Source organism: Pseudomonas sp. Os17 (assembly GCF_001547895.1).
Lineage (GTDB): Bacteria > Pseudomonadota > Gammaproteobacteria > Pseudomonadales > Pseudomonadaceae > Aquipseudomonas.
In genome coordinates this window covers 2,658,957-2,679,949 of sequence record NZ_AP014627.1, presented here as the reverse complement: position 1 = coordinate 2,679,949, position 20,993 = coordinate 2,658,957, and the positions used below count along the sequence as shown (strand labels likewise).

Here is a 20,993-nt window from a genome sequence, read left to right as displayed (position 1 = left end):
GTTATGAGCGGCGGTGCGAGGATAAATTCACTCCTGATGCGTGCGCCGTGATTTTTTCGGACAGGTCCGAGCGGGGCCGCGATAATGCAGGCCCGATAACAACGCAACCACAAAGAGCGGTCACCCATGGAGTTCGATCCCCAATACCTGGCCCGGGCCCGGCATCTGGTGGTGTTCACCGGCGCCGGAGTCTCGGCGGAAAGTGGCATCCCGACCTTTCGCGACGCCCTGAGCGGCCTCTGGGAGCAGTTCGACCCGGCACAGCTGGCCACGCCACAGGCCTTCCGTGCCGACCCGGCGCTGGTCTGGGGCTGGTATGAAGGGCGGCGCCTGAAAGTGCTCGAAGCCCAACCCAACCCGGCGCACCTGGCCATAGCCGAACTGGCGCGACGGGTGCCGCGCCTGACCCTGATCACCCAGAACGTCGACGACCTGCACGAGCGCGCCGGCAGCCCTTCGGTGCTGCACCTGCATGGCAGCCTGCACACGCCGATCTGCTTTGCCTGCCAGCGCCCGTGGCGCGGCGAACCGGCCGCCCCGGTGCTCGCGGAACACGGCAGCCGCCTGGAGCCACCGCGCTGCAGCGGCTGCAACGGCAAGATCCGCCCTGGCGTGGTGTGGTTCGGCGAAGCGCTGCCGCCCGCCGTGCTCAAGGCCGCATTCAAGGCCGCCGAGGACTGCGATCTGCTGTTGTCGGTGGGGACCTCGGGGCTGGTGCAGCCGGCGGCGCAGATCCCCCAACTGGCCCTGCAACAGGGGGCCAGGGTGGTGCACATCAATCCCCAGCCCCAAGAGTGCCGCTCGCCCCAGGAGTACAGCCTGACGGGCCCGGCCGGCCAGCTTCTGCCGCAACTCGTGCAGCGGGCCTTCGCCTGATTCACCGGGCGTGGCCGGGCGGATCGTCATTTTTCCCGCCAAAACGGCCCGGCATGAGGTAGATTCAAGCAGCGACCAACCTCGCAACGACGTTTGCTTTCTTGCCCTGCCGCTGGAAACCAAGCCCCGTACCGGTGGCTCGTTCACTGCCCCGCCGTTTTTTCGCCACTGACCGCACCTGGCGCGGTGGCGCCGATTTCAGGAAATGGATTAATGCCGCAAAGACACGTGATCAATGCTTCGGTAAGCCCGAAAGGCAGCCTGGAGACCCTCTCGCAACGTGAAGTGCAACAACTCAGCGCCGCCGGCTCCGGCAGCATCTACACCCTGTTCCGCCAGTGCGCCCTGGCCATTCTCAATACCGGCGCCCACGTCGACAACGCCAAGACCATCCTCGACGCCTACCACGACTTCGAAGTGCGCATTCACCAGCAGGACCGCGGTGTGCGCCTGGAACTGCTCAATGCTCCGGCCGACGCCTTCGTCGACGGCGAGATGATCGCCAGCACCCGGGAAATGCTCTTCAGCGCCCTGCGCGACATCGTCTACACCGAGAACGAACTGGACAGCCAGCGCATCGACCTGGAGAGCTCCCAGGGCATCACCGACTATGTCTTCCACCTGCTGCGCAACGCCCGCACCCTGCGCCCCGGCGTCGAGCCGAAAATGGTGGTGTGCTGGGGCGGTCACTCGATCAATACCGAGGAATACAAGTACACCAAGAAGGTCGGCCATGAGCTGGGCCTGCGCAAACTGGACATCTGCACCGGCTGCGGCCCGGGCGTGATGAAAGGCCCGATGAAAGGCGCCACCATCGCCCATGCCAAGCAGCGCATGAGCGGCAGCCGCTACCTGGGCCTGACCGAACCGGGGATCATCGCCGCCGAGGCCCCCAACCCGATCGTCAACGAGCTGGTGATTCTGCCGGACATCGAGAAGCGCCTGGAGGCCTTCGTCCGCGTCGGCCACGGCATCATCATCTTCCCGGGGGGCGCCGGCACCGCCGAGGAGTTCCTCTACCTGCTGGGCATCCTCATGCACCCGGACAACCGCGACCTGCCGTTCCCGGTGATCCTCACCGGCCCGCGCAGCGCCGCGCCGTATCTGGAACAGCTCAACGCCTTTGTCCTGGCCACCCTGGGCGAAGCGGCGCAGCAGCACTACCAGATCATCATCGACAACCCGGCGGAGGTCGCCCGGCAGATGACCGAGGGGCTCAAGACCGTCAAGCAGTTCCGCCGCGAACGCAACGACGCCTTCCATTTCAACTGGCTGCTGAAAATCGACGAGGGCTTCCAGCGCCCCTTCGATCCGACCCACGAGAACATGGCCAACCTGCAACTGAACCACGCCCTGCCACCCCACGAACTGGCGGCCAACCTGCGCCGCGCGTTCTCCGGCATCGTCGCCGGCAACGTCAAGGACCAGGGCATCCGCCTGATCGAACAGAAAGGCCCGTACAGCATCCACGGTGACCCGGCGATCATGCAGCCCCTGGACCAACTGCTCAAAGCCTTCGTCGAGCAGCACCGCATGAAGCTGCCCGGCGGCGCCGCCTATGTGCCGTGCTACCGCGTGGTGAGCTGATCCGGCGACGCCTTTGACGGCCCCACGACGCCGCGCTCCTTTCCCGGGAGCGCGGCGTTTTTTTTGCCCCGCTGGAGCCCGTGCCCTCAGCCATGGCCGTACCGCGCGGCCTCCCTCCCTGCCCGCAACACCGTTGGCCGAAAACAACGCGCCGGTTTGACAGCCTCCCTGGCGCTATGGAATAGTTTTTCAACAAAACGGAACAGCATTCCATTTTTTATAATTTTTGCTAAAAAAGGCCTGTCATCTTGAGTGAAGCCCCTGCTGCCCTCCTTTCCCCCCTGGACTGTGACCTGCTGGTAATCGGCTCCGGCGCAGCCGGCCTGGCCTGCGCGGTGACCGCCGCCTGGCACGGCCTGCAAGTGATAGTGGTGGAAAAGGATTCCACTTTCGGCGGTGCCAGTGCCTGGTCCGGTGGCTGGATGTGGGTGCCCGGCAACCCCCTGGCCCGCCGCGCCGGCATTGATGAAGACCCGCAGCAACCGCGCACCTACCTCAGGCATGAGCTGGGCGAACGCTATGACGCCGCGCGCATCGATGCCTTGCTGGATAACGGGCCGCAGATGGTGGCCTTCTTCGAGCAGCACACGGCCCTGCAATTCGTCGATGGCAATGGCATCCCCGACATCCACGGCCAGGTGCCCGGCGCCGGGATCGAGGGCCACCAGGTGATTGCCGCGCCCTATGACGCGCGGGCCATCGGCCCCTTGCTGAAACGCCTGCGCAAGACCCTGCGGGAAACCTCGTTCATGGGCATGCCGATCATGGCCGGTGCCGATCTCGGGGCCTTTCTCAGCATGACCCGTTCGTTCAAGTCGCTGCTGCATGTCGCCAAGCGTTTCAGCCGTCACCTGCGGGACCTGGCGCTGCACGGCCGGGCCATGCACCTGGTGAACGGCGTGGCGCTGATCGGCCGGCTGGCCAAGTCCGCCGAGCAATTGGGGGTCACCCTCATGGAATCCGCGCCGGCCCGCTCGCTCCTGCAGGATCGACACGGGGTGCACGGCGCCCTGGTGGACACGCCCCAAGGCCGGCGGGAAATCCGCGCCCGGCGTGGCGTGATGCTGGCCGCCGGCGGGTTTGCCAATGACCCGGCCCGGCGCCAGGCGCTGTTTCCCCGGGCACCAGGCGTCGATCAGCATCTGGCGCTGCCCCCGTTGAGCTGTTCCGGGGATGGCATCCGCCTCGGTGAAGCCGCCGGCGCGGTGCTGGCCACGGACCTCGCCAGCCCGGTGGCCTGGGCCCCGGTATCGCGGGTGCGCCATGCCGACGGCAGTGTCGGACACTTTCCCCACATCATCGACCGGGCCAAGCCCGGATTGATCGGCGTGCTGGCCAACGGCAAGCGCTTCGTCAACGAGGCCGACGGTTACTACGACTACACCGCCGCCATGGTCGAGAAGGTGCCGGCCGGCGAGGAAGTGGCCTCCTGGCTGATCTGCGACCATCGCTTCCAGCGCCGCTACGGCCTGGGTTATGCCCGCCCCTTCCCGCTCCCCGTTGGCCCACTGGTGCGCAGCGGCTACCTGCGGCGGGCCGACTCCATCGCGGCCCTGGCCGGCCAATGCGGCATCGACCCACAAGCGCTGGAGGCCACGGTGCAGCACTTCAACCAGCACGCCCGCCACGGCCAGGACCCGGAATTCGGCCGCGGCTCGACCCCCTACAACCGCAAGCAGGGCGACGCCCTGTACCCCGGCCCCAACCCTTGCGTGGCGCCCATCGAACAGGGGCCGTTCTACGCGGTGAAGGTGCTGCCCGGCAGCTTCGGCACCTTTGCCGGGCTCAAGACCAATGCCCAGGCCCAGGTGCTGGATCAGGCCGGCGCGGCGATCCCCGGGCTGTATGCGGCGGGCACCGACATGGCCAGCGTGATGGGCGGGTTCTATCCCTCCGGCGGCATCAACCTGGGCCCGGCCATGACCTTCGGCTACATCGCCGGGCGCCATGCGGCCGGGGTCGATGCCTATGAAGCGGCACTGCCTCCGGTCGCCGTGGCCAGTCCCCGCTGAGCCACCACGGCGCGCTCAGGGCAAGCGGCCGCCAGCCGGGTCCTCACCCGCCACGGGGGCCTGCAACTGGCTTTCGATCTGCCGGCCGAGGTAATACACACCAGCCATGACCCCATGCTCGGGGTCATGCAGTTGCCGGGACCAGGCCTGGTCGAAGGCCGCCCCCAGGTCCCGCCGGGTCTGGGCCTGCAAGCCTTCCCGGTCATGGTCCTGGACCAGAGCCCGGACTCCGGCCACCCCCACCGAGATCAACGCACCGGCCACCCGCCCCACCGCCGCCGCCACCGCACCGGCGACCCCGCGGGTGGCGAACTGGGCCTGGAGTTTGTCGCTGGTCACCTGTGCCACCTGGGCCACCCCGGGGGCCGGCGAGTCGCGCTCGACCGCCGCTGCTCCGCGAAGCTGCTGCAACAACGGTCCGTAGGCGGGCAAGCGGGCGATGGGCTCGACCCGCAGCAGCTGGGTCAAGGAGGCGCGCTGTTCGGCGGCCGGCCCCAGGTCGATGGCCAGGACCTGCCCCAGGTGCTGGTCCAGCTGCGGCGCCGGCAGCTGGTAGCGGTGGCCGATCTGCGCCAGTTGCTGGCGCAGCAACTGCACATAGAACTCCATGGCCTCGCCGGCGATCTCGTCGGCATCGATCTCCAGCGCCACCGGCGCCAGCACCCGCTCCTGGTACTGCTCCTGCAGGTAGGCGGCCAGGCGCCTGGAGGCTTGCCCGGTATCGCCCCGATTGTTCAGTGAATACCAGCCGACCTTCAGCGACAGCCATTCCTGGGTCCAGTAACCGCTGAACCAGGGAATGAACTGTTCGTCGGTCTGCTGGTAGACCCGGGTGCGCCAGTGCTCCATGGAGCCCTGGGCGTAGACTTCGGCCTGGGCGGTGGCGCTACGGGAAGCCTCAAGCAGCTCGCTGTTGACCGAACGCCAAGTGGCCGGGCTGACCGCGGTCGGCACCGCAGGCGCGGGCGGGCGCTGGGCGCAGCCGGCGAGCGCCAGCAACAGCGCCAGCAGCCAATGGCGCCAGCAGAGCATCGATCGCCGCAAGGCAAGTTCCTCCCGCATTAGCCGCGCCAGCCTCCACAGAGCGCCATGGCGTTCCCGCAGTATAGGTAGCCTCGCGACAGTGGCCGCAAGCCGTGCCCCTCACCTCGCACCGGGCTTTTTCCTGCCCTGTGAAGAAACACTGCCAGCCCCCGCTCTCCCCCGGTATATTGCCCCCCGGCGCTCGCGCCACGGACCCGCCCCTCGCCAAGGAACCCTCATGCTCTACCGCATCGCCGCCGACAGCCTGGTGCTGTTTCACCTGTCATTTATCGTCTTCGTACTCCTGGGCGGCCTGCTGGTGCTGCGTTATCCGCGGCTGATGCTGCTGCACCTGCCGGCCGCGGCCTGGGGCGTGGCAGTGGAAGTGCTGCACCTGGAATGCCCGCTGACCCGCTGGGAAAACCTGCTGCGCCATGCCGCCGGCCAGGACGGCTACGGCGCCGGGTTCATCGAGCACTACCTGATACCGCTGATCTACCCCGCCGGCCTGACCCCCGGCATCCAGCTGTGGCTGGGCAGCCTGGTGCTGCTGGTCAACCTTTCGGTCTATGTCTATCTGAGCCGGCGCTGGGCTCGCAGCCGCCACGCCTGAACCGGCGCTGCCGGCCTGCGGCAAGGCGCAAGTGTGCGGCCCGTTTGCGCCCCTGGGCCGCCCGCGAGCTGATCCGCCCAATGGCGGCGCAGCACCGGCTGCTGTTGTCTGACGCAACGGGCACGGGCCCTGGCGACCTAGCCCGGCTCAAGCTCGGCCAGGCGTGCGCAAGCCCGGGTCAGGACCTGCCAGGTGCTGTCGTCGGCGGGGATCAGGTGCTCGATGCGCAATGAAGCCACGGTGATGTCCTGAGGCATGCCGAAGGTGGTGAAGGTGGAAAGAAAACGCAGCTCGCCCTGGGGCCCGCGGACCCGGGTCAGCAGCAACGGCGCGGCCAGTTGCGGAGCGGGGGTTGATTGCCCCGGACACGGCAGGCTCGCCAGCAAGGTCGCGAGCCCCGGCTCCCCCGCGGCCTCCCGCGCGGCCCGTTGCCAGGCCACCTGGCGGATCTCCTCGGCGTTGATCAGGCAGTCGCCGAATCCGCCGGGCGCCAACAGGGTCGTCAACAGATTGAAACCCTCCTCGAGCGCCTGCAACGGCAACCCCAACAGCTGAAACAGGGCCGTGGTGGCGTGGTTCGCCGCCCGCACCTGCCAGAGGCTGTCGATGACAATGGCCGGCGCCGGGTTGTTGGCCTTGAGCAGGTGCATCAGGGCCATGCGCACCGGTTCCAGCCCTGGATCGTCCAACGCCAGGGCGGCGTAGCGTGGTGCGTAGCCGGCGGCGAGCAACACCCGGTTGCGGGTGTGCAGCGGGGTGTCCAGGGTGCTCAGCAGGCTGTGCAGCAACTGCGCGCTGGGTTGCGCGCGACCGGTCTCGACGCAGCTCAGGTGGCGCTGCGACATGCCGGCCTGCAATGCCAGCTCCAGCTGGCTCAAGCGCGCCTGCTGACGCAACTGGCGCAACCACTGGCCCACGGACAGCGAGTCGACGGCGGCAGGTGCAAGGGTTTCGAACATGCTTCGGGTCATCCTGTACGGGGCGGTCAGCGCAGCGACTTGAAATAGATCAGCTCGGGATCCCCCGGATCGAGGTTCTCCACCACCCCGCTGGGCTGGAAACCGGCCTTGGCAATCAGTGCCTGAGCCGCGCGGTTGGAGCGGTTGGTGGAGATGAACAGTTTGTCGCTCAGGCAGGCCTGCTGCGCCGCCGCCAGCAACCGCAGGGCCACGCCCTGGCGCTGCTGATCGGCGGCCACCACCACCAGCGAGACGAAACCGTGGTCGAAAAAATCATGGCTCAGCAGCACGTAGCCCAGCACCCGGGCGCCCTGCACCTCGACCCAGCACTGGCCCTGCTCGACGGCCCACTGCAGCGCCCGGCCCCGCTCGGGATGGGCACTGGCATAGGCATCGAAGCCGAGCATGGCCGGCACATCCTCGGGCCGGGCCTTGCGGATCATCCGCTGTGCAGTCGGGTCGGGGGACTGTTCGCTCATCACTGCTCGCTCCTTGAAGGTGATCGTCATACGGGCGCATCTGACAGGATCGGCCGCCCTGCTGTCTATGACCTGTGAGGTCATTGAGTGACGACGGGCCTGCCACTTAGCCTGTTGGCCTGTCGCCGTTCAAGGAGTTTCACCGTGAAAAACACCCTCTGGACGCTCTGTCTGGCCCTGTTCGCCGGGCATGAGCTGGATGCCGTGGCCCAGTCCGAGTGGCGCCTGCTGTATGGCTTGCGCCACCTCGATCCGGCGCTGGGGCAGGCATTGTTCATCGCCCTGCACGTCCCCCTGGTGGTCGCGCTGATCGGGCTCACCGGGCATTCGCGTCCCGCCGTGCGCCGCAGCAGCCGGCGACTGCTGGCCGGATTCGCCGTGGTCCACGCCGGGCTGCACTTCAACCTGCGCGAGCATCCGCTGTATCGGTTCGAGTCGCCGCTGTCCCAGGCGTTGATCTTCGCTTGCGCTGGCGCCGGGCTGCTCTACCTGCTGGTCGACCTGGGCCGGCGCGACCGCCAGGCCGCCCTCCCGCTCACGGACTGATCGAGGACTTCAGCATGCACCGCCCCTACCCGGCACTCCTGGCCCTGCTGGCCTTCAGCGGCTACACCCTGTTCACCCTGCTCCAGGCCGAGCAGTCGCTGCTGCAATTCGGTGTGCAACTGCTGTCGCGGCCCGACACCGCGCAAGTGGTGATCGACCTGTACCTGATGGCGCTGCTGGCCTCGGCCTGGATGCTCAACGACGCCCGCCGCCGCGGCCGCTCCGTCCGCTCGGTGCTGCCCTATCTGCTGCTGACCGCCGTGTTCGTTTCCATCGGACCGCTGCTGTACCTCGTGGTCCAGGGTTGGCGTCGCCCTTCAGCGCTGCCGGGCCGGAGACGCTGAAGCCCCGGCCACCCGCGGATCGGTATCCAGGCCGGGTGACGAATGATCCTGTGGGCCCTCCGAACCGACCCAGCGCCTGGCCCGTGCCGGCGGGATTGAACGGCACCCCCCATCGGCGGCGCGAGGATGGCCCATGATTCATGGACAGCCCTCGAGAGGACAGCCGCGGCCGCCCCAGGCTCCGATCGCTCCAACGCGGCCATGCACTGCAAGAGCGGTTGCCGAACCCCGGCACGGCCAGGCCTGAGATCCAGGGCGTTCAGAGCCGTTGCCCTCAGACCAGGAGGCCGTTCGAAGTGTGGCGACTTGCTCGCCAAGCGTCGTCCAGGTCAACCACTCGGTTGAACAACCATTGATGCAAGTCATGAACCAAGTCCGTTCAAAGATACAGTATCGGGCCCTTTATTTTTTGCACTACTTGAACATCACCCGCACTAAACCCTCAACTAAGCAACATTAAAAATAAATTCAATAGACGGCCTTGCGCTGCAAACTTTCTGTGCTAGAAATATGTGCTTCCTCCAACTAGTGCAACTGAGGAAGGCTTGCCAGCCATTGACAACGAGCGTCTTTCAACGACAGAAGTTCGCTCTTGGCATGCAATTAACGAGTGTTTTCGCTCACCCCGTCATCGTTACGGATGAACATTTCAAACAAGGATGTTGTATGAAAATTGTAGGACTTTCAGGAATTCTTCCTTCGCGAATCGTTACTAACCAGGATGTTCTTGATCTGGTTGAAGAACACTCGAAAAACACCTTTCAGGATGACTTGCCCAAGACCCTGAAGACCATCGGAAAACTGCTCGACAAGAGCGGCATCGAAACCCGGCATTGGTTGGCCGCCGGAGAAAAACCGATGGACCTGATGACCGCAGCCTTTGACTCGGCATTGGCCCAGGCCAATATCAACAAGGCCGACCTGGACTTGTTGATCTATCCCAACGTTACCCGGGGCTTCATCGAGCCGGCCAACAGCACCTTCATGGCCAAGGCCCTGGGCCTGAACTGCAGGAACTTCGACGTGGTCGACGCCTGCAACGGCTGGGTGACCGCCATGGATGTGATCAACAGCAAGATGGAAGCCGGAGAGATACGCTACGCGGCCATTATCAACATGGAATTCGGCATGTCTGACGGCGGGCCGGTGATGCCGAAGAACTTCTCTTTGCAGTCTCCGTCGGAATTGGCGTACAAGTTCCCAAGTTTCACCATCGGTGAGGCGGCAACAGTCACCATTCTCAGCAATGAGTCGCCTGGAAACTTCAAGTTCTCTTATATCAACCGCCCCGATCTCAGCGACTTGTCGACCATTTCCCTGCCGGACTGGAAGCTGTTTTGCAATGAAGAAGATACTCCGCGCATTGCACCGACCGGCGGGCAGTATCAGTTCAACTCCTACGCGGCTGCCTTGCATGAAGATGGTCGCAATGAAGCCATAAAAGTGTTCAACATGCATAAGGTCAGCGGCGCGGACATCCATAAAGTGTTCATTCATACCGGCTCGCCAAAAATGTGGGAACACATTGGTGAACTGATCGGCATTGATCACAAGTTGCATCATGTCGGGCATAAAACCGGCAATATCATTACGGCGTCCATTCCCTATGGAATTTACGACGCCATCAGCCGGGGCAACGCTGAGCAAGACCAGTTCTGCATGGGCTGGGCGGGAAGTGGCGGGATGGTCTTTTCTGCCCTTTCGTTCCGGTTGTAAGGCGCCACGGCCAGCCTCTCGATCGGGGGGGTGACGCGGCTGAACCTCGCTGCCCCCCCTGATCAGTTCGCCAGATACGCCTCGCGCGACGTGCCGCTGCCCTGCGGCACGTCGCGCATTGCATCCCGCCCGCCGCGCTTGCCTGTCAGATCAGGCGCTGGATCTGCTTGTGGCGCCAGACCAGCTTGAAGTAGCAGACCTGCAGCACCAGCATGCTCAGGTAGGCCACCGGGAAGGCCATCCACACCCCTTGCAGGCCGAAGTGCGCATCCAGCAGATAGGCCGCCGGCACCTGCACCCCGAGGATGCAGAAGATCGAGATCGCCACCGGCATCAGCACCGTGCCGCTGGCGCGCATGATGCCGCCCACCACCGCCTGGAAGCCGAACACCAGGATGCTCCAGAGCATGATGTGCAACAGATGCCCGGCCTGTACCAGGGCCGTCGGATCGATGATGAACAACCCCAGCAGCCAGTGGGAAATCAGGTAGCCGAGCAACACCAGGGCGCCGGTCAGGCACAGGTTGATCGCCAGCCCGGTGCGCAGGATCGGACTGATGCGCTCCAGGCGTCCGGCACCGATGGCCTGGGCCCCGAGGATCGACGCGGTGATGGCGATCGACAGCGCCGGAAACTGCACATAGTTGACGATCTGGGTCACCGCGCCATAGGCCGCCGTGGCCTGGGAGCCGTGGCGGTTGACCAGGGCCAGGATCACCAGTTCGGACAGCGAGATCACCACCATCTGCACCCCGGTGGGCAGGCCGATGCGCAGCACTTTGCCGAGGATTGCCCGGTCCAGCTTCATCGCCGCGAACAGCGCCCGGTCCGGCGCCAGCGGGTGTGCCCGGCCGCTCAGGCGCCAGACCAGAAAGCCCATGGCCAGGATATTGCCCACCAGCCCGGCGAACGCCGCGCTCTGGATGCCCATCGGTGGCAACCCCAGCCAGCCGCGAATCAGCGCCGGGGTCAGCAGCAGGCCCACCAGGGTCGAGACGATCAGCGCCAGCAATGGCGACAGGGTGTCACTGACACCGCGCAGCAACTGAGTGAAGAGCACGAACACCAGCAGCAACGGCATAATCAGCATCATCACCCGGGCGTAGCCCACCGCATCGTCCAGCACATCCACCGGTGTCCCCAGGCCCTGCAAGGCCGGTCGGGCGAACAGCATGCCCAGCACCGCCCCCAACAGCCCGATCAGCGCGCCGAGCAACAGCGTGCTGCCGGCCACCGCCTTGACCGTGCCCGGCTCCCGGGCGCCCCAGGCCTGGCCGATCAGCACCGAGGCTCCCGCCCCCAGGCCGATCACCAGGGCAATGAAGAAGAACACGATGGGAAACATCCCCGATACCGCGGCCAGCGCCTGGGTCCCCAGCATCTGACCGATGTAGATGCCGTTGAGGGTGCCGGAAAACGACTGCAGGAAGTTCGACAGCACCATGGGCAAGAGGAAGATCAGGTACACCTGCCAGAGCGGGCGCTGAGCGGGAATGGACATGGAACAGGCAACCTCGGATCAAGACGACAAAGGGCCGCGAAGAACCTCCGCAGCGCGGAGCTCGCGTCGGTCATGGACAGTGCTGCGAAGAAGGCCGCGCGGGGTATTCCGGCAGTGCGGCGGCCTGAGGTTTATATCAGCGGTTGACCTCGACTACCACCCGCCCGCGCACCTGGCCCTCAAGCGGCTCGGGGCCGGGCGCTCCCCGGCCTGCACCCGCCCCAGGGTGCAGGCGTGGCAGCCCCTGCCCTGCGGCGTTACCATTGCCCGCCGCTCCCCCTCACCGAATGGATTCCCGACCGTGTCCCACCTCCTGGAAAAAGCTGCCGCACGTGGCGATCTCATTGCACTCAACCGCCTGCTGGACGCTGGCGCGGACCTTGAATGGCAGCACAAGAGCACCGGGCGCACGGCCCTGCTGGCCGCCACTATCGCCGGCCACTCGGCCGCCGTGGCACTGCTGCTGGAGCGCCGCGCGAATGTGCAGCAGCCGTGCAAGGCCCTGGGCTACAGCCCGCTGGCCTGGGCCGCGAGCCAGGGCGACCTGGCCTGTGCCGAGCTGCTGATTGCCCATGGCGCCGCACTCGAACAAGCCTCCCCCGAGCTGCGACGCACGGCCCTGATGAACGCCGCCCAGGCCGGCCACGAAGCGATGGTGGCCTTGCTGCTGAACGCTGGCGCCGATCCCCGGCCGCTGGACTTTCAGCAGCGCAACGCCTGGTCCCTGGCCCAAGAAAAGTCCCATGCCCGGATCATGCAACTGCTCGAACAGGCCGGCGCTGGAGCGCCACCGCCCCCCACGCCCGCCCCTCACCTGACCTGGCCGGAGCCGCCGGAGGATGGCGACTGCAGTGTCGACCCGGTCACTCAGGTGCGCGCCTATACCCTGGCCGTGGCCGCCTGGGAACAACGTGGCAATGCCGCGGGCCACGAAGCGCTCGATTCCGGCTTCTGGGCCGAACCGCAACAGCTCATCGAACGCTTCTGCACCCAGCGCCCGCGGGCCTATCCGCGTGCGTCCTACGGTTTTCCCACGACCTATTCGCCCGCCGATGAACTGCTCGGCTGCGAACGGCTCAAGCCCGCCCAGGCTGAAGTGCTGATCCGCGACCCGGCCATTCGGGCGCTGTGCTACGAACACCGTTTCCTGCTCAAGCAGGTCGCCGGGCAATGGCGGATCGACAGCGTCAAACGCCGCCTGGCCGGCACCCAGAAATGGGCAAACGCCCCTCTCTGATGAAAAACTCGGCGACGAGGACTTCAACGACGAAGGCCACCCCTTTGCCCTGGCCTGCTAGCAGGGCCGGGACAACAGCCGCTTTGCCTGCGAGCAGCGTCTACCGGGTGGAAAACAGCTGGCACAACCATGACCGGCCGACCGCGGTGATGGACCGGCGGCCGGCCGCAGTCCATCCACCGCGCACAGCGGGCCAGGCTCGTGGTTGGCGGATATCGCCCCGCCCGTGGTTAAATGCCGCCCCCGAAAAATGACCGGCCCTGCTGATGACACCTCTCGCCCTCGCCACCCTCAACCAGCACTTGCTGACCGCCCTGGCCGCCGCGCCCACCGAAACCCGGCGCCTGTTCCATGGCCGCGGCCGTTGCTGGCCGGGGCTGGAGCAACTGACCGTGGACTGGTTGCAGGGCGTGCTGCTGGTGTCGCTGTTCAAGGAGCCCGAGGCCGGGCAACTGGCCGCCTTGCAGCAACTGCTGACCGACCTGGGCTCGACCCCGCAATGGGCCGCCAGCGGCGCCCGCAGCCTGATGCTGCAACACCGCTACCTGCCCGACAGCCGTGGCGAATGGCTGCTGGGCGAGGCGATTGACAGCTGCACCATCACCGAGGAAGGCCTGCGCTACCAGGTGGACCTGGGCAGCAAGCAGAACAACGGGCTGTTTCTCGACATGCGCTATGGACGCAACTGGGTGCGGGCCAACGCCCAGGGCAAGAACGTCCTGAACCTGTTTGCCTACACCTGCGGCTTTTCCGTGGCGGCGATTGCCGGTGGTGCCGAGCGAGTGGTGAACCTCGACATGTCCCGGGCGGCCCTGAGCCGTGGTCGCGACAACCATCGGCTCAACGGCCACGACACTGGCCGGGTGAGTTTCCTCGGGCATGACCTGTTCAAGTCCTGGAGCAAGGTCAAGCAAGGGGGGCCCTATGACCTGGTGATCATTGACCCGCCGTCGTTCCAGAAAGGCAGCTTTGTCCTCGGCAAGGACTATGCGCGGGTGCTGCGGCGCTTGCCGGAACTGCTGACGGCCAATGGTTGCGTATTGGCGTGCATGAATGACCCGGCGTTCAGCGTGGACTTTCTCCTGGAGGGGATGGCAGAAGCGGCGCCGGGGTTGCGCTTTGAACAGCGACTGGAGAATCCGCCGGAGTTTCCGGATGCCGATCCGCAGTGCGGGCTCAAGGCGCTGGTGTTTCGTCAGGGGCAATAGGGAGGTATTGGGCGGCAGGGGGTTTTGTCTTTGTGGCTCGGTTGATCGGGTACATATCCGTTGCTGCGGTCACGGCCACTTAGGGTTTCGCTCTTACAGCGAGTCACTTTGGAAAGAGCCCAAAGTAACCAAAGGCTCTTGCCCCTCCACTCGGTGCCTCGCCTAGGCTCGGCATGCCCGAACTCCGGCATTGATCCGTGGGCCGCCGCAATGGGCCATCCATGGCCCAGTGCGGCTAACCCGGCGTCCTGCCGGGTTACCCACGGCTCAATGCCTGCGTTCGGCCATCGTGTTTAAGGGGGCAGGAAGATCAAAAACCAGATCAAGATCAACATCTGACGGCGGCCTACCGGCCGACCTGTTTCATTGCCGTTCGCGTTACATGTAGCCGCTGCCGCAGGCTGCGACCGGCTCCGCAGGAGACGCTAAACCTGCCTCCCCAATGTTCCTGAACCACCGCGCCGCCTGGTTTTGCGAGCGCGAGCGCTCGTTCGCAGCCTTCGGCAGCGGCTACAAGGAGCCGGCCTGCGCACCTTGGCTTTTGATCTTGATCTTGATCTTCAGGCCCCTTCCCAGCAGGCCGAGCGCAGGCGTTGCGTAGGGGGCAGCTCGGCAGGGATGCCGAGCTAGCCGCCACCCGGCCATGGATGGCCGGTTGGCGGCGGGCCCCCGGAGCAATGCCGAAGCGAGGGAACCCCGAGCCCCAGCGAGGGGCCGTATGGAGGGGCAAGCGTTTTTGCTTACTTTTTTGGCGTTTGAAAAAAGTAAGTCGCCGTAAGGGCGAAACCCTAAGTGGCCGCACCCGCAGCAACGGATATGTACACCGTCCCACTCGCTGCAAGAGCGAAACCGCCAGCCGCCGTTACTGCAGCAACGGATATGTACTCCCCCCTAACACCAGCCACCAGCCCCCCCCCGCCTTACAACTCCATCCGATACTCAATAACCCCCGGCTTGTACGCCACCCAGTCATACAACCGCTGCGCCCGCTCGTTGCTTTCCTGGGTATGCCAATACAACCGCCCACACTGCCGTTCCCGGGCCAACGCCTGCACCCACTCGATCAGCAGTTTCCCCGCCCCGCTGCCGCGAATCGACGGGGCCACGTACAGGTCTTCCAGGTAGCAGAAGTCGCTGACGGCCCAGGTCGAGCGATGCACCACCAGGTTGACGAAGCCGATCACTTCATCGCCCTGTACCGCCACAGCCGAATACATCGGTTCCTGCGTATCAAGGAAACGCTCGAACGTAGTGCGACTGACCTCTTCGCTCAGCGTCACCTGATAGAAATCCTGATAGGCCAGCCACAGCGGCAGCCATTGCTGGTAATCCCCTGGCTGAATCGCCCGTACCGTCACCGCAGGTTGTTGATCGCTCATTGCGCGCTCCTCTTGATCATCCACACCGGGATCGGCCCCGGTCATTGAAGAGCGCGCAGGTTAATGCCTGAGTGGCGGGTTTGATCAGGCCAATTCACTGACCATTGCCAGACCACTTCATGGACTGCCTCAAACCTCGGGCAGTTGATGGGTCACGCAGTGGATCCCGCCTCCGCCTGCCGCGATGGCGTCGATGTCCAGTGCGATGATCTGTCGCCCGGGGTACAGGCTGGCGAGCAGGCTGTGGGCCTTGGCGTCGGCTGCCCGGTCGCCGAACTGTGGGGCGATCACCGCGCCGTTGATCACGAAGTAGTTGATGTAGCCCGCGGCGAAATCCGGGTTATCGCGGCTGAAGCGGTTCTGTCGCGGGTTCAGTGGTGGCGACAGGGTGTGCACCTGCAGCGCACGGCCGTCGGCGTCGCGGGCGGATCGGAGGATCTCCAGGTGCTTGAGGGTCACCTGGTGGTCGTAGGATTCGCGGTCGTTGTCCAGGTTGGCCACCACCACCCCCGGTTTGACGAAGCGGGCGTAGAAGTCGACGTGGGCGTCGGTGATGTCGTGGCCCTTGATCCCCGGCAGCCAGATGATCTTGCGCAGGCCGAGGCAAGCCTTGAGTTCCTCTTCGACCTCGGCCTTGCTCCAGCCAGGGTTGCGGTTGTCATTGATCCAGCTGCTTTCGGTCATGATCCCGGTGCCGTGCCCGTCCACTTCGATGCCGCCGCCCTCGCCCACCAGTTCGCTGCGCCAGTAGCGGGCACCGGCGGCGTCGGCCATCTGCCGCGCCAGTCGGGCGTCCTTGGCGTGGCGCTGTTTGTTGCCCCAGCCATTGAAGTTGAAATCCACCGCGCCCAATCCGCCTTGGGCATCAACGACGAAGTTGGCGCCGATGTCGCGCATCCAGATGTCGTCCAGCTCGGTGCTGACAAAGGTGATGTTGTGCGAGCCGCAGAGTTGCTCCGCCAGGCCGCGCTCCTGCGCGCGGCAGAACAGGGTCAGCGGTTGATAGGCGGCAATCGCCCGGGCAATGCGCCCCTGGGCTTGCTGCACGTCGCCGGTGAAATCCTCCCAGATGGCGTCCTGGGCGCCGAAGGCCATGAAGGCCCGCTGCTGGGGCTCGCCTTCATCGGGCAGGTAGGCGTTGTCCTGCTCGCGGGCCCGGACACTGCGCGGCCCCAGGCCGAGGGTGGTCATGGCGGCGACACCGGCCAGCAGCGAGGCCTGTTTGATCAGTTGACGTCGAGTGGGCATTGGGCGGTTCTCTTGTCGAAGGTTCTGCATGAAAGGGTTCGGGGGCGACGCGGGCCTTCGCCGACAGAGCGGCTCCTACCAGGCAGTGTAGGAGCCGGCTTGTCGGCGAAGCGCACGGCGCCCGGTCAGTGGCGGGCAGCGGTGGCCGTCTTGAACTGGGTCCAGGTGCGCATGCGCGCCCGCATGTCGGCCTGAGGGATGTCGCGGCCGGGAATCAGGCGTTCGAAGGTGGCGTCATCCGGGTAGATATCCGGGTTGTTGCGCATCTGCGGATCCACCGCCGGCCGCGCCTTGGCATTGGCCGTGGGGTAGCCGGTGAAGTTGCTGATGGCCGCCATGTTCTCTGGCCGCGTGACAAAGTTGATGAAGGCATAGGCGTACTCCGGGTGCCGGGCATCCTTGGGGATCGCCAGGGTGTCCATCCACACCGTGGTGCCCTCCCGGGGAATGCGGTACTGGAATTCGACCGATTTGCCCGCCGCATCGACAGCGCGCTGGGCCTGGGTCATGTCGCCGCTGTAGCCCAGGGACAGGCACAGGTTGCCGTTGACCAGGTCGGTCACCGGCTGCGACTGAAACTTGCGGATATACGGTCGCAGCTTGCCCAGCAGTTCGCTGGCCGCCTGCAGATCCTCCGGCCGGGCACTGCGCGGGTCGCGCCCCAGGTAGTTGAGCGCCACCGCCAGCACTTCGTCCGGCGAATCGATCAGCGAGATCCCGCAATCGGCAAAGCGCGCCGCCAGCTCCGGCTTGAACAGCAGGTCCAGGCTGTTGACCGGCGCATCGGGCAGGCGCTGGGCGATCTGCCGGGCGTTGTAGGTCAGGCCGATGGTGCCCCAGGTATAGGGCACCGTGGCCTGGCTGGCGCGCGGGTACTGGGCCCGCAGGCGCTTGAGGCCGGGCTCGATGTCGTCCTGCCCGGTCAGCTTGCTCGGGTCCAGCTGCTGCAGGCTGCCAGCACGCATCAGGCGCTCGGCCACGGTATCGCCGGGGAAGATCAGGTCGTAGCCGCTGCCGCCGGTCATCAGCTTGGCCTCCAGCACCTCGCTGCCTTCCATCACGTCGTAGATCACCTTGATTCCGGTTTCGGCGGTGAAGCGCGCCAGGGTGTCCGCGGCGAAATAGTCGGCCCAGTTGTACAGGCGCAGGGTCTTGTCCTCGGGGTCGGCCTGGGCCTGGAGCGCGGCCAGGGTCAGGGCCAGCACGATGGCGCAATGGCGTTTGCCGCGCTTGCCTATGGTTCGCATGTCATGCCTCCCGGCCGTTCCAGCGTGAATGAAGGTGTTGCCCGTCAAGACTCAGCAGCGGCCCGTACATCTCGGGCCGGCGGTCGCGGAAGATGCCCCAGGTGCGGCGCTCCTCGGCCATGGCCGCCAGGTCCAGGGGCTGCAACAGGACCCCGCTGCTATCGCGGTCGGCCTCGGCCAGGAGCCGGCCCTTGTGGTCGCAGATAAACGACGAGCCGTAGAAATCCATGTGCAAGGTCGGGTCGCTGGTTGCCACTTCATGGCCGACGCGGTTGGCCGCCACCACCGGCAGCAGGTTGGCCGCGGCATGCCCGCGCATGGTCATCTGCCAGTGGTCCCGCGAGTCCAGGCCGGCGCTGCCCGGCTCACTGCCGATGGCAGTGGGAAACAGCAACACTTCGGCGCCCTGCAAGGCCAGGCAGCGGGCGGTCTCGGGGAACCACTGGTCCCAGCAGATGCCGATGCCCAGTCGGCCGAAGGCCGTGTCCCAGACCCGGAAACCGCTGTCGCCGGGGCTGAAGTACTCCTTCTCCTGATACCCCACGGCGTTGGGAATATGGGTCTTGCGGTACACCCCCAGCAGGCGGCCGTCGGCATCGGCGACGCTCAGGGAATTGAAATAGGCGGTGCCGGCCCGCTCGAACCAGCTCAGGGGCAACACCACCCCCAGCTCCCCGGCCAGGGCGGCGAAACGCTGGAGCACCTGGCTCTGGGCATATTCCTCGGCCAGCGCCAGGTGGCGGTGCTGCTGCTCGATGCAGAAGTACGGGGTGGCGAACAGCTCTTGCAGGAGGATCACCTGGGCACCGCGGGCCGCCGCCTCGCGCACCAGCTGTTCGGCGCGTTCGAGGTTGCCCGGCAGGTTCCAGGTGCAGGGCATCTGGGTGGTGGCGACGATCAACCGGCTCATGCCTGCACCTCCAGCGGCCACTGCGGCTGCTGCTGGGTGATGCAATGCACGCCACCGCCGCCATGGGCCAGATGGTTGATCCGCACCGGCACCACTTGCCGCCCGGGGAAGGCCCGGGCCAGCACCTGGGCCGCTTCCTCGTCGGCGGCGATGCCATAGGCCGGCATGATCACCGCGCCATTGGCCAGGTAGAAGTTGGTGTAGGAGGCGCAGAACACCTCGGCCTGGCTGTTGACCGCGGCACTGGCCTCGAACAGCTCGATCAGTTCGAAACGGCGGCCCCGGGCATCCCGGGCCAGCTCCAGCGCGCGGCGGTTCTCTCGCACCACTTCGGCGTAGACCGAGTCCTGATCGCGGGTCGCGTCCACCAGCAAGACGCCCGGGCGAGCGAAGGCACAGATCCCGTCGACATGGCCGTCCGTCATGTCGCCGGTGACATGGTCCGGGTCCCCCGGCAGCCAGATGGTCTTCTGCACCCCCAGCAGGCGCTGGAAGATCGCCTCGATCTCGGCCTTGCTCAGGCCCGGGTTGCGATTGCGGTTGAGCAGCACCGATTCGGTGGTGATCAGGGTGCCCTCGCCGTCCACGTGGATGGCCCCGCCTTCATTGGCCAGGGGCGTACCGAAACAGTCCAGCCCCAGATCGTCGAGCAGGCGCCGGGCCAGGCTGCGGTCCAGGTCGTGGGCCGATTTGTCGCCCCAGGCATTGAAGCGCCAGCTGACGCCGGCCAGCCCCTGCTGCGGATGGACGATAAAGGTCGGGCCGGAGTCGCGGCACCAGCTGTCGTTCACCGGTTGCACGACCAGTTGGATATTGCCGGCGCACAGCGCTCGGGCGCTGTCCAGGGCGGCCGGGTCCACCACCAGCTTCACCGGTTCGAAGCGCGCAATGGCATTGGCCACCCGGGCGAAATCCGCTTGCACCTCGGCCAGGGTCACGCCCCAGACCGACTCCCACAAACCCTGGTTGTGTGGCCAGACCATCCAGGTCGCGGCGTGGGTAACCCACTCGGCCGGCATCCTCCAGGCGGGGTATTGAGTGTCATTGCTGAGCATGAGCCTTGAACCTCTCAAGTAAGGTTTTGTTATCAATCGAACAACGCTGTCGATCCTTGGCGCCCATGCTATGGCTTTGAAAAAACGGCAACAAACGATAGATTTAGCCCATTTCTGATTAGCAGGGCTTATCAATCATGTTGAAACACTGGCCTCCACTGAACGCCCTGCGCGGCTTCGAAGCCGCTGCACGCCTGGGCAGTTTTCACCAGGCAGCGCAGGAGCTGCACCTCACGCAATCGGCCATCAGCCAACAGATCCGCAGCCTGGAAAGCTATCTCGAACAACCGCTGTTCTACCGCAGCGGGCGCAGCGTCACCCTCACCGACGCCGGGCACGACCTGCGCAGCACCACCCAGTCGCTGCTGCAACAGCTGGCGGTGGGCATCCGCCGCCTGGAGCAGTACCGCAAGCCCAACCAACTGGTGGTCAACACCAGCCCGGCCTTCGCCCGCCACTGGCTGCTGCCGCGCCTGGGGGAATTCCATCGCCTGCACCCGGAAGTCGACCTGTGGCTGTTCACCAGCTTCGAACCGCCGGACATGAGCACCCAGACCATCGACCTGACCCTGCGCGACGACCTGAGCGCCCAGGCCGAATGCAGCTACCTGGAGCTGTACAGCGATCGCCTGTACCCGGCCTGCCACCCCAGCCTGCTGGCACAGCCCGAGGCGCTGCGCACCACCTTGCATGGCGAGCGGGAGATGGACTGGAGCCACTGGCTGGTGGAAGGCGGCGCCGACATTGGCCAGCGCAGCAACGGCCTGAATTTCTCCGACCCGGGCCTGTTGCTGGACGCCGCCTGCGCAGGCCACGGCATTGCCCTGGTCAGCCAGCTGCTGACCCAGCAGGCCCGGGCCCAGGGCTTGCTGGCACCGTTGTGCGAACAGAGCGTACGCGGCCCGACCTGGGCCTGGCTGATTCACCGCGACAGCGAAGGCAGCCCGCTGACCCGCAGCTTCTGCGAGTGGCTGCTGGGCGCCTTGCAAGCCCCGGCCGAGCCATGAGCGGCGGCTGCAAAACCGCTTTGCATTTCTGCCGCTAACCCCACGC

19 protein-coding genes are annotated in these 20,993 nt (G+C 65.8%); 10 read left to right on the top strand and 9 right to left on the bottom strand.

Going from position 1 to position 20,993, the window contains the following annotated elements:
- The first annotated feature begins 126 nt into the window (after positions 1-126).
- The 3 genes from POS17_RS12120 (at position 127) to POS17_RS12110 (ending at position 4,475) form a co-directional block, all read left to right on the top strand.
- On the top strand, positions 127-876 hold the full coding sequence (locus tag POS17_RS12120) for an SIR2 family NAD-dependent protein deacylase (RefSeq protein ID WP_060838769.1): 750 nt from the start codon (positions 127-129) through the stop codon (positions 874-876).
- A gap of 213 nt (positions 877-1,089) precedes the next feature.
- Complete coding sequence (ppnN, locus tag POS17_RS12115) at positions 1,090-2,463, top strand: nucleotide 5'-monophosphate nucleosidase PpnN (RefSeq protein WP_060838768.1); 1,374 nt, start codon at positions 1,090-1,092, stop codon at positions 2,461-2,463.
- 248 nt (positions 2,464-2,711) lie between these two features.
- Complete coding sequence (locus POS17_RS12110) at positions 2,712-4,475, top strand: FAD-dependent oxidoreductase (protein ID WP_060838767.1); 1,764 nt, start codon at positions 2,712-2,714, stop codon at positions 4,473-4,475.
- A 15-nt stretch (positions 4,476-4,490) separates the two neighbouring features.
- On the opposite strand, the gene POS17_RS12105 is transcribed toward POS17_RS12110, so the two are convergent.
- Positions 4,491-5,519, bottom strand: coding sequence for a hypothetical protein (locus tag POS17_RS12105; protein ID WP_231979027.1), 1,029 nt, complete (start codon positions 5,517-5,519; stop codon positions 4,491-4,493).
- Positions 5,520-5,736: 217 nt separating this feature from the next.
- On the opposite strand from POS17_RS12105, the gene POS17_RS12100 reads away from it, so the two are divergent.
- The gene (locus POS17_RS12100; RefSeq protein WP_060838765.1) at positions 5,737-6,111 is read left to right on the top strand and encodes a DUF2784 domain-containing protein; all 375 of its coding nucleotides are present in this window, start codon (positions 5,737-5,739) and stop codon (positions 6,109-6,111) included.
- A 137-nt stretch (positions 6,112-6,248) separates the two neighbouring features.
- Here the strand turns inward: POS17_RS12100 and POS17_RS12095 are convergent, their stop codons facing one another.
- Complete coding sequence (locus POS17_RS12095) at positions 6,249-7,070, bottom strand: helix-turn-helix domain-containing protein (RefSeq protein ID WP_060838764.1); 822 nt, start codon at positions 7,068-7,070, stop codon at positions 6,249-6,251.
- Positions 7,071-7,096: 26 nt separating this feature from the next.
- A complete protein-coding gene (locus POS17_RS12090) occupies positions 7,097-7,549 on the bottom strand; it encodes a GNAT family N-acetyltransferase (RefSeq protein ID WP_060838763.1) in 453 nt (150 codons plus the stop codon).
- A 144-nt stretch (positions 7,550-7,693) separates the two neighbouring features.
- Between POS17_RS12090 and POS17_RS12085 the strand changes: the two genes are divergently transcribed.
- The 3 genes from POS17_RS12085 (at position 7,694) to POS17_RS12075 (ending at position 10,155) form a co-directional block, all read left to right on the top strand.
- On the top strand, positions 7,694-8,095 hold the full coding sequence (locus tag POS17_RS12085) for a DUF6713 family protein (protein WP_060838762.1): 402 nt from the start codon (positions 7,694-7,696) through the stop codon (positions 8,093-8,095).
- A gap of 14 nt (positions 8,096-8,109) precedes the next feature.
- On the top strand, positions 8,110-8,439 hold the full coding sequence (locus tag POS17_RS12080; RefSeq protein WP_060838761.1) for a DUF2834 domain-containing protein: 330 nt from the start codon (positions 8,110-8,112) through the stop codon (positions 8,437-8,439).
- Positions 8,440-9,105: 666 nt separating this feature from the next.
- Positions 9,106-10,155, top strand: a complete 1,050-nt coding sequence (locus POS17_RS12075; protein WP_060838760.1) for a 3-oxoacyl-[acyl-carrier-protein] synthase III C-terminal domain-containing protein — start codon at positions 9,106-9,108, stop codon at positions 10,153-10,155.
- 145 nt (positions 10,156-10,300) lie between these two features.
- On the opposite strand, the gene POS17_RS12070 is transcribed toward POS17_RS12075, so the two are convergent.
- A complete protein-coding gene (locus tag POS17_RS12070) occupies positions 10,301-11,656 on the bottom strand; it encodes an MATE family efflux transporter (protein WP_060838759.1) in 1,356 nt (451 codons plus the stop codon).
- Between the two features lie 301 nt (positions 11,657-11,957).
- On the opposite strand from POS17_RS12070, the gene POS17_RS12065 reads away from it, so the two are divergent.
- Positions 11,958-12,893, top strand: a complete 936-nt coding sequence (locus tag POS17_RS12065) for an ankyrin repeat domain-containing protein (RefSeq protein ID WP_060838758.1) — start codon at positions 11,958-11,960, stop codon at positions 12,891-12,893.
- A 266-nt stretch (positions 12,894-13,159) separates the two neighbouring features.
- Entirely contained in the window at positions 13,160-14,101 is a 942-nt protein-coding gene (locus POS17_RS12060) for a class I SAM-dependent methyltransferase (RefSeq protein ID WP_060838757.1), read from the top strand.
- A gap of 920 nt (positions 14,102-15,021) precedes the next feature.
- Here the strand turns inward: POS17_RS12060 and POS17_RS12055 are convergent.
- From POS17_RS12055 to POS17_RS12035, 5 genes are all read right to left on the bottom strand, one after another.
- Positions 15,022-15,480, bottom strand: coding sequence for a GNAT family N-acetyltransferase (locus POS17_RS12055; protein WP_060838756.1), 459 nt, complete (start codon positions 15,478-15,480; stop codon positions 15,022-15,024).
- A 129-nt stretch (positions 15,481-15,609) separates the two neighbouring features.
- Positions 15,610-16,728, bottom strand: coding sequence for an agmatine deiminase family protein (locus POS17_RS12050; protein WP_060838755.1), 1,119 nt, complete (start codon positions 16,726-16,728; stop codon positions 15,610-15,612).
- Between the two features lie 125 nt (positions 16,729-16,853).
- On the bottom strand, positions 16,854-17,975 hold the full coding sequence (locus POS17_RS12045) for an extracellular solute-binding protein (protein WP_082729858.1): 1,122 nt from the start codon (positions 17,973-17,975) through the stop codon (positions 16,854-16,856).
- Position 17,976: 1 nt separating this feature from the next.
- A complete protein-coding gene (gene aguB / locus POS17_RS12040; protein ID WP_060838754.1) occupies positions 17,977-18,885 on the bottom strand; it encodes an N-carbamoylputrescine amidase in 909 nt (302 codons plus the stop codon).
- Positions 18,882-19,940, bottom strand: a complete 1,059-nt coding sequence (locus tag POS17_RS12035) for an agmatine deiminase family protein (RefSeq protein ID WP_060838753.1) — start codon at positions 19,938-19,940, stop codon at positions 18,882-18,884. The genes aguB and POS17_RS12035 overlap by 4 nt, the downstream gene beginning before the upstream one ends.
- A gap of 137 nt (positions 19,941-20,077) precedes the next feature.
- On the opposite strand from POS17_RS12035, the gene POS17_RS12030 reads away from it, so the two are divergent.
- Positions 20,078-20,947, top strand: a complete 870-nt coding sequence (locus POS17_RS12030) for a LysR family transcriptional regulator (protein ID WP_060838752.1) — start codon at positions 20,078-20,080, stop codon at positions 20,945-20,947.
- The last annotated feature ends 46 nt before the right edge of the window (positions 20,948-20,993 follow it).

Coding starts and splice junctions, on each gene's coding strand:
- POS17_RS12120 (WP_060838769.1), top strand. CDS start 127: ATGGAGTTCGATCCCCAATACCTGGCCCGGGCCCGGCATCTGGTGGTG.
- ppnN (WP_060838768.1), top strand. CDS start 1,090: ATGCCGCAAAGACACGTGATCAATGCTTCGGTAAGCCCGAAAGGCAGC.
- POS17_RS12100 (WP_060838765.1), top strand. CDS start 5,737: ATGCTCTACCGCATCGCCGCCGACAGCCTGGTGCTGTTTCACCTGTCA.
- POS17_RS12095 (WP_060838764.1), bottom strand. CDS start 7,070: ATGTTCGAAACCCTTGCACCTGCCGCCGTCGACTCGCTGTCCGTGGGC.
- POS17_RS12090 (WP_060838763.1), bottom strand. CDS start 7,549: ATGAGCGAACAGTCCCCCGACCCGACTGCACAGCGGATGATCCGCAAG.
- POS17_RS12080 (WP_060838761.1), top strand. CDS start 8,110: ATGCACCGCCCCTACCCGGCACTCCTGGCCCTGCTGGCCTTCAGCGGC.
- POS17_RS12075 (WP_060838760.1), top strand. CDS start 9,106: ATGAAAATTGTAGGACTTTCAGGAATTCTTCCTTCGCGAATCGTTACT.
- POS17_RS12070 (WP_060838759.1), bottom strand. CDS start 11,656: ATGTCCATTCCCGCTCAGCGCCCGCTCTGGCAGGTGTACCTGATCTTC.
- POS17_RS12060 (WP_060838757.1), top strand. CDS start 13,160: ATGACACCTCTCGCCCTCGCCACCCTCAACCAGCACTTGCTGACCGCC.
- POS17_RS12055 (WP_060838756.1), bottom strand. CDS start 15,480: ATGAGCGATCAACAACCTGCGGTGACGGTACGGGCGATTCAGCCAGGG.
- POS17_RS12050 (WP_060838755.1), bottom strand. CDS start 16,728: ATGCCCACTCGACGTCAACTGATCAAACAGGCCTCGCTGCTGGCCGGT.
- POS17_RS12045 (WP_082729858.1), bottom strand. CDS start 17,975: ATGCGAACCATAGGCAAGCGCGGCAAACGCCATTGCGCCATCGTGCTG.
- aguB (WP_060838754.1), bottom strand. CDS start 18,885: ATGAGCCGGTTGATCGTCGCCACCACCCAGATGCCCTGCACCTGGAAC.
- POS17_RS12035 (WP_060838753.1), bottom strand. CDS start 19,940: ATGCTCAGCAATGACACTCAATACCCCGCCTGGAGGATGCCGGCCGAG.
- POS17_RS12030 (WP_060838752.1), top strand. CDS start 20,078: ATGTTGAAACACTGGCCTCCACTGAACGCCCTGCGCGGCTTCGAAGCC.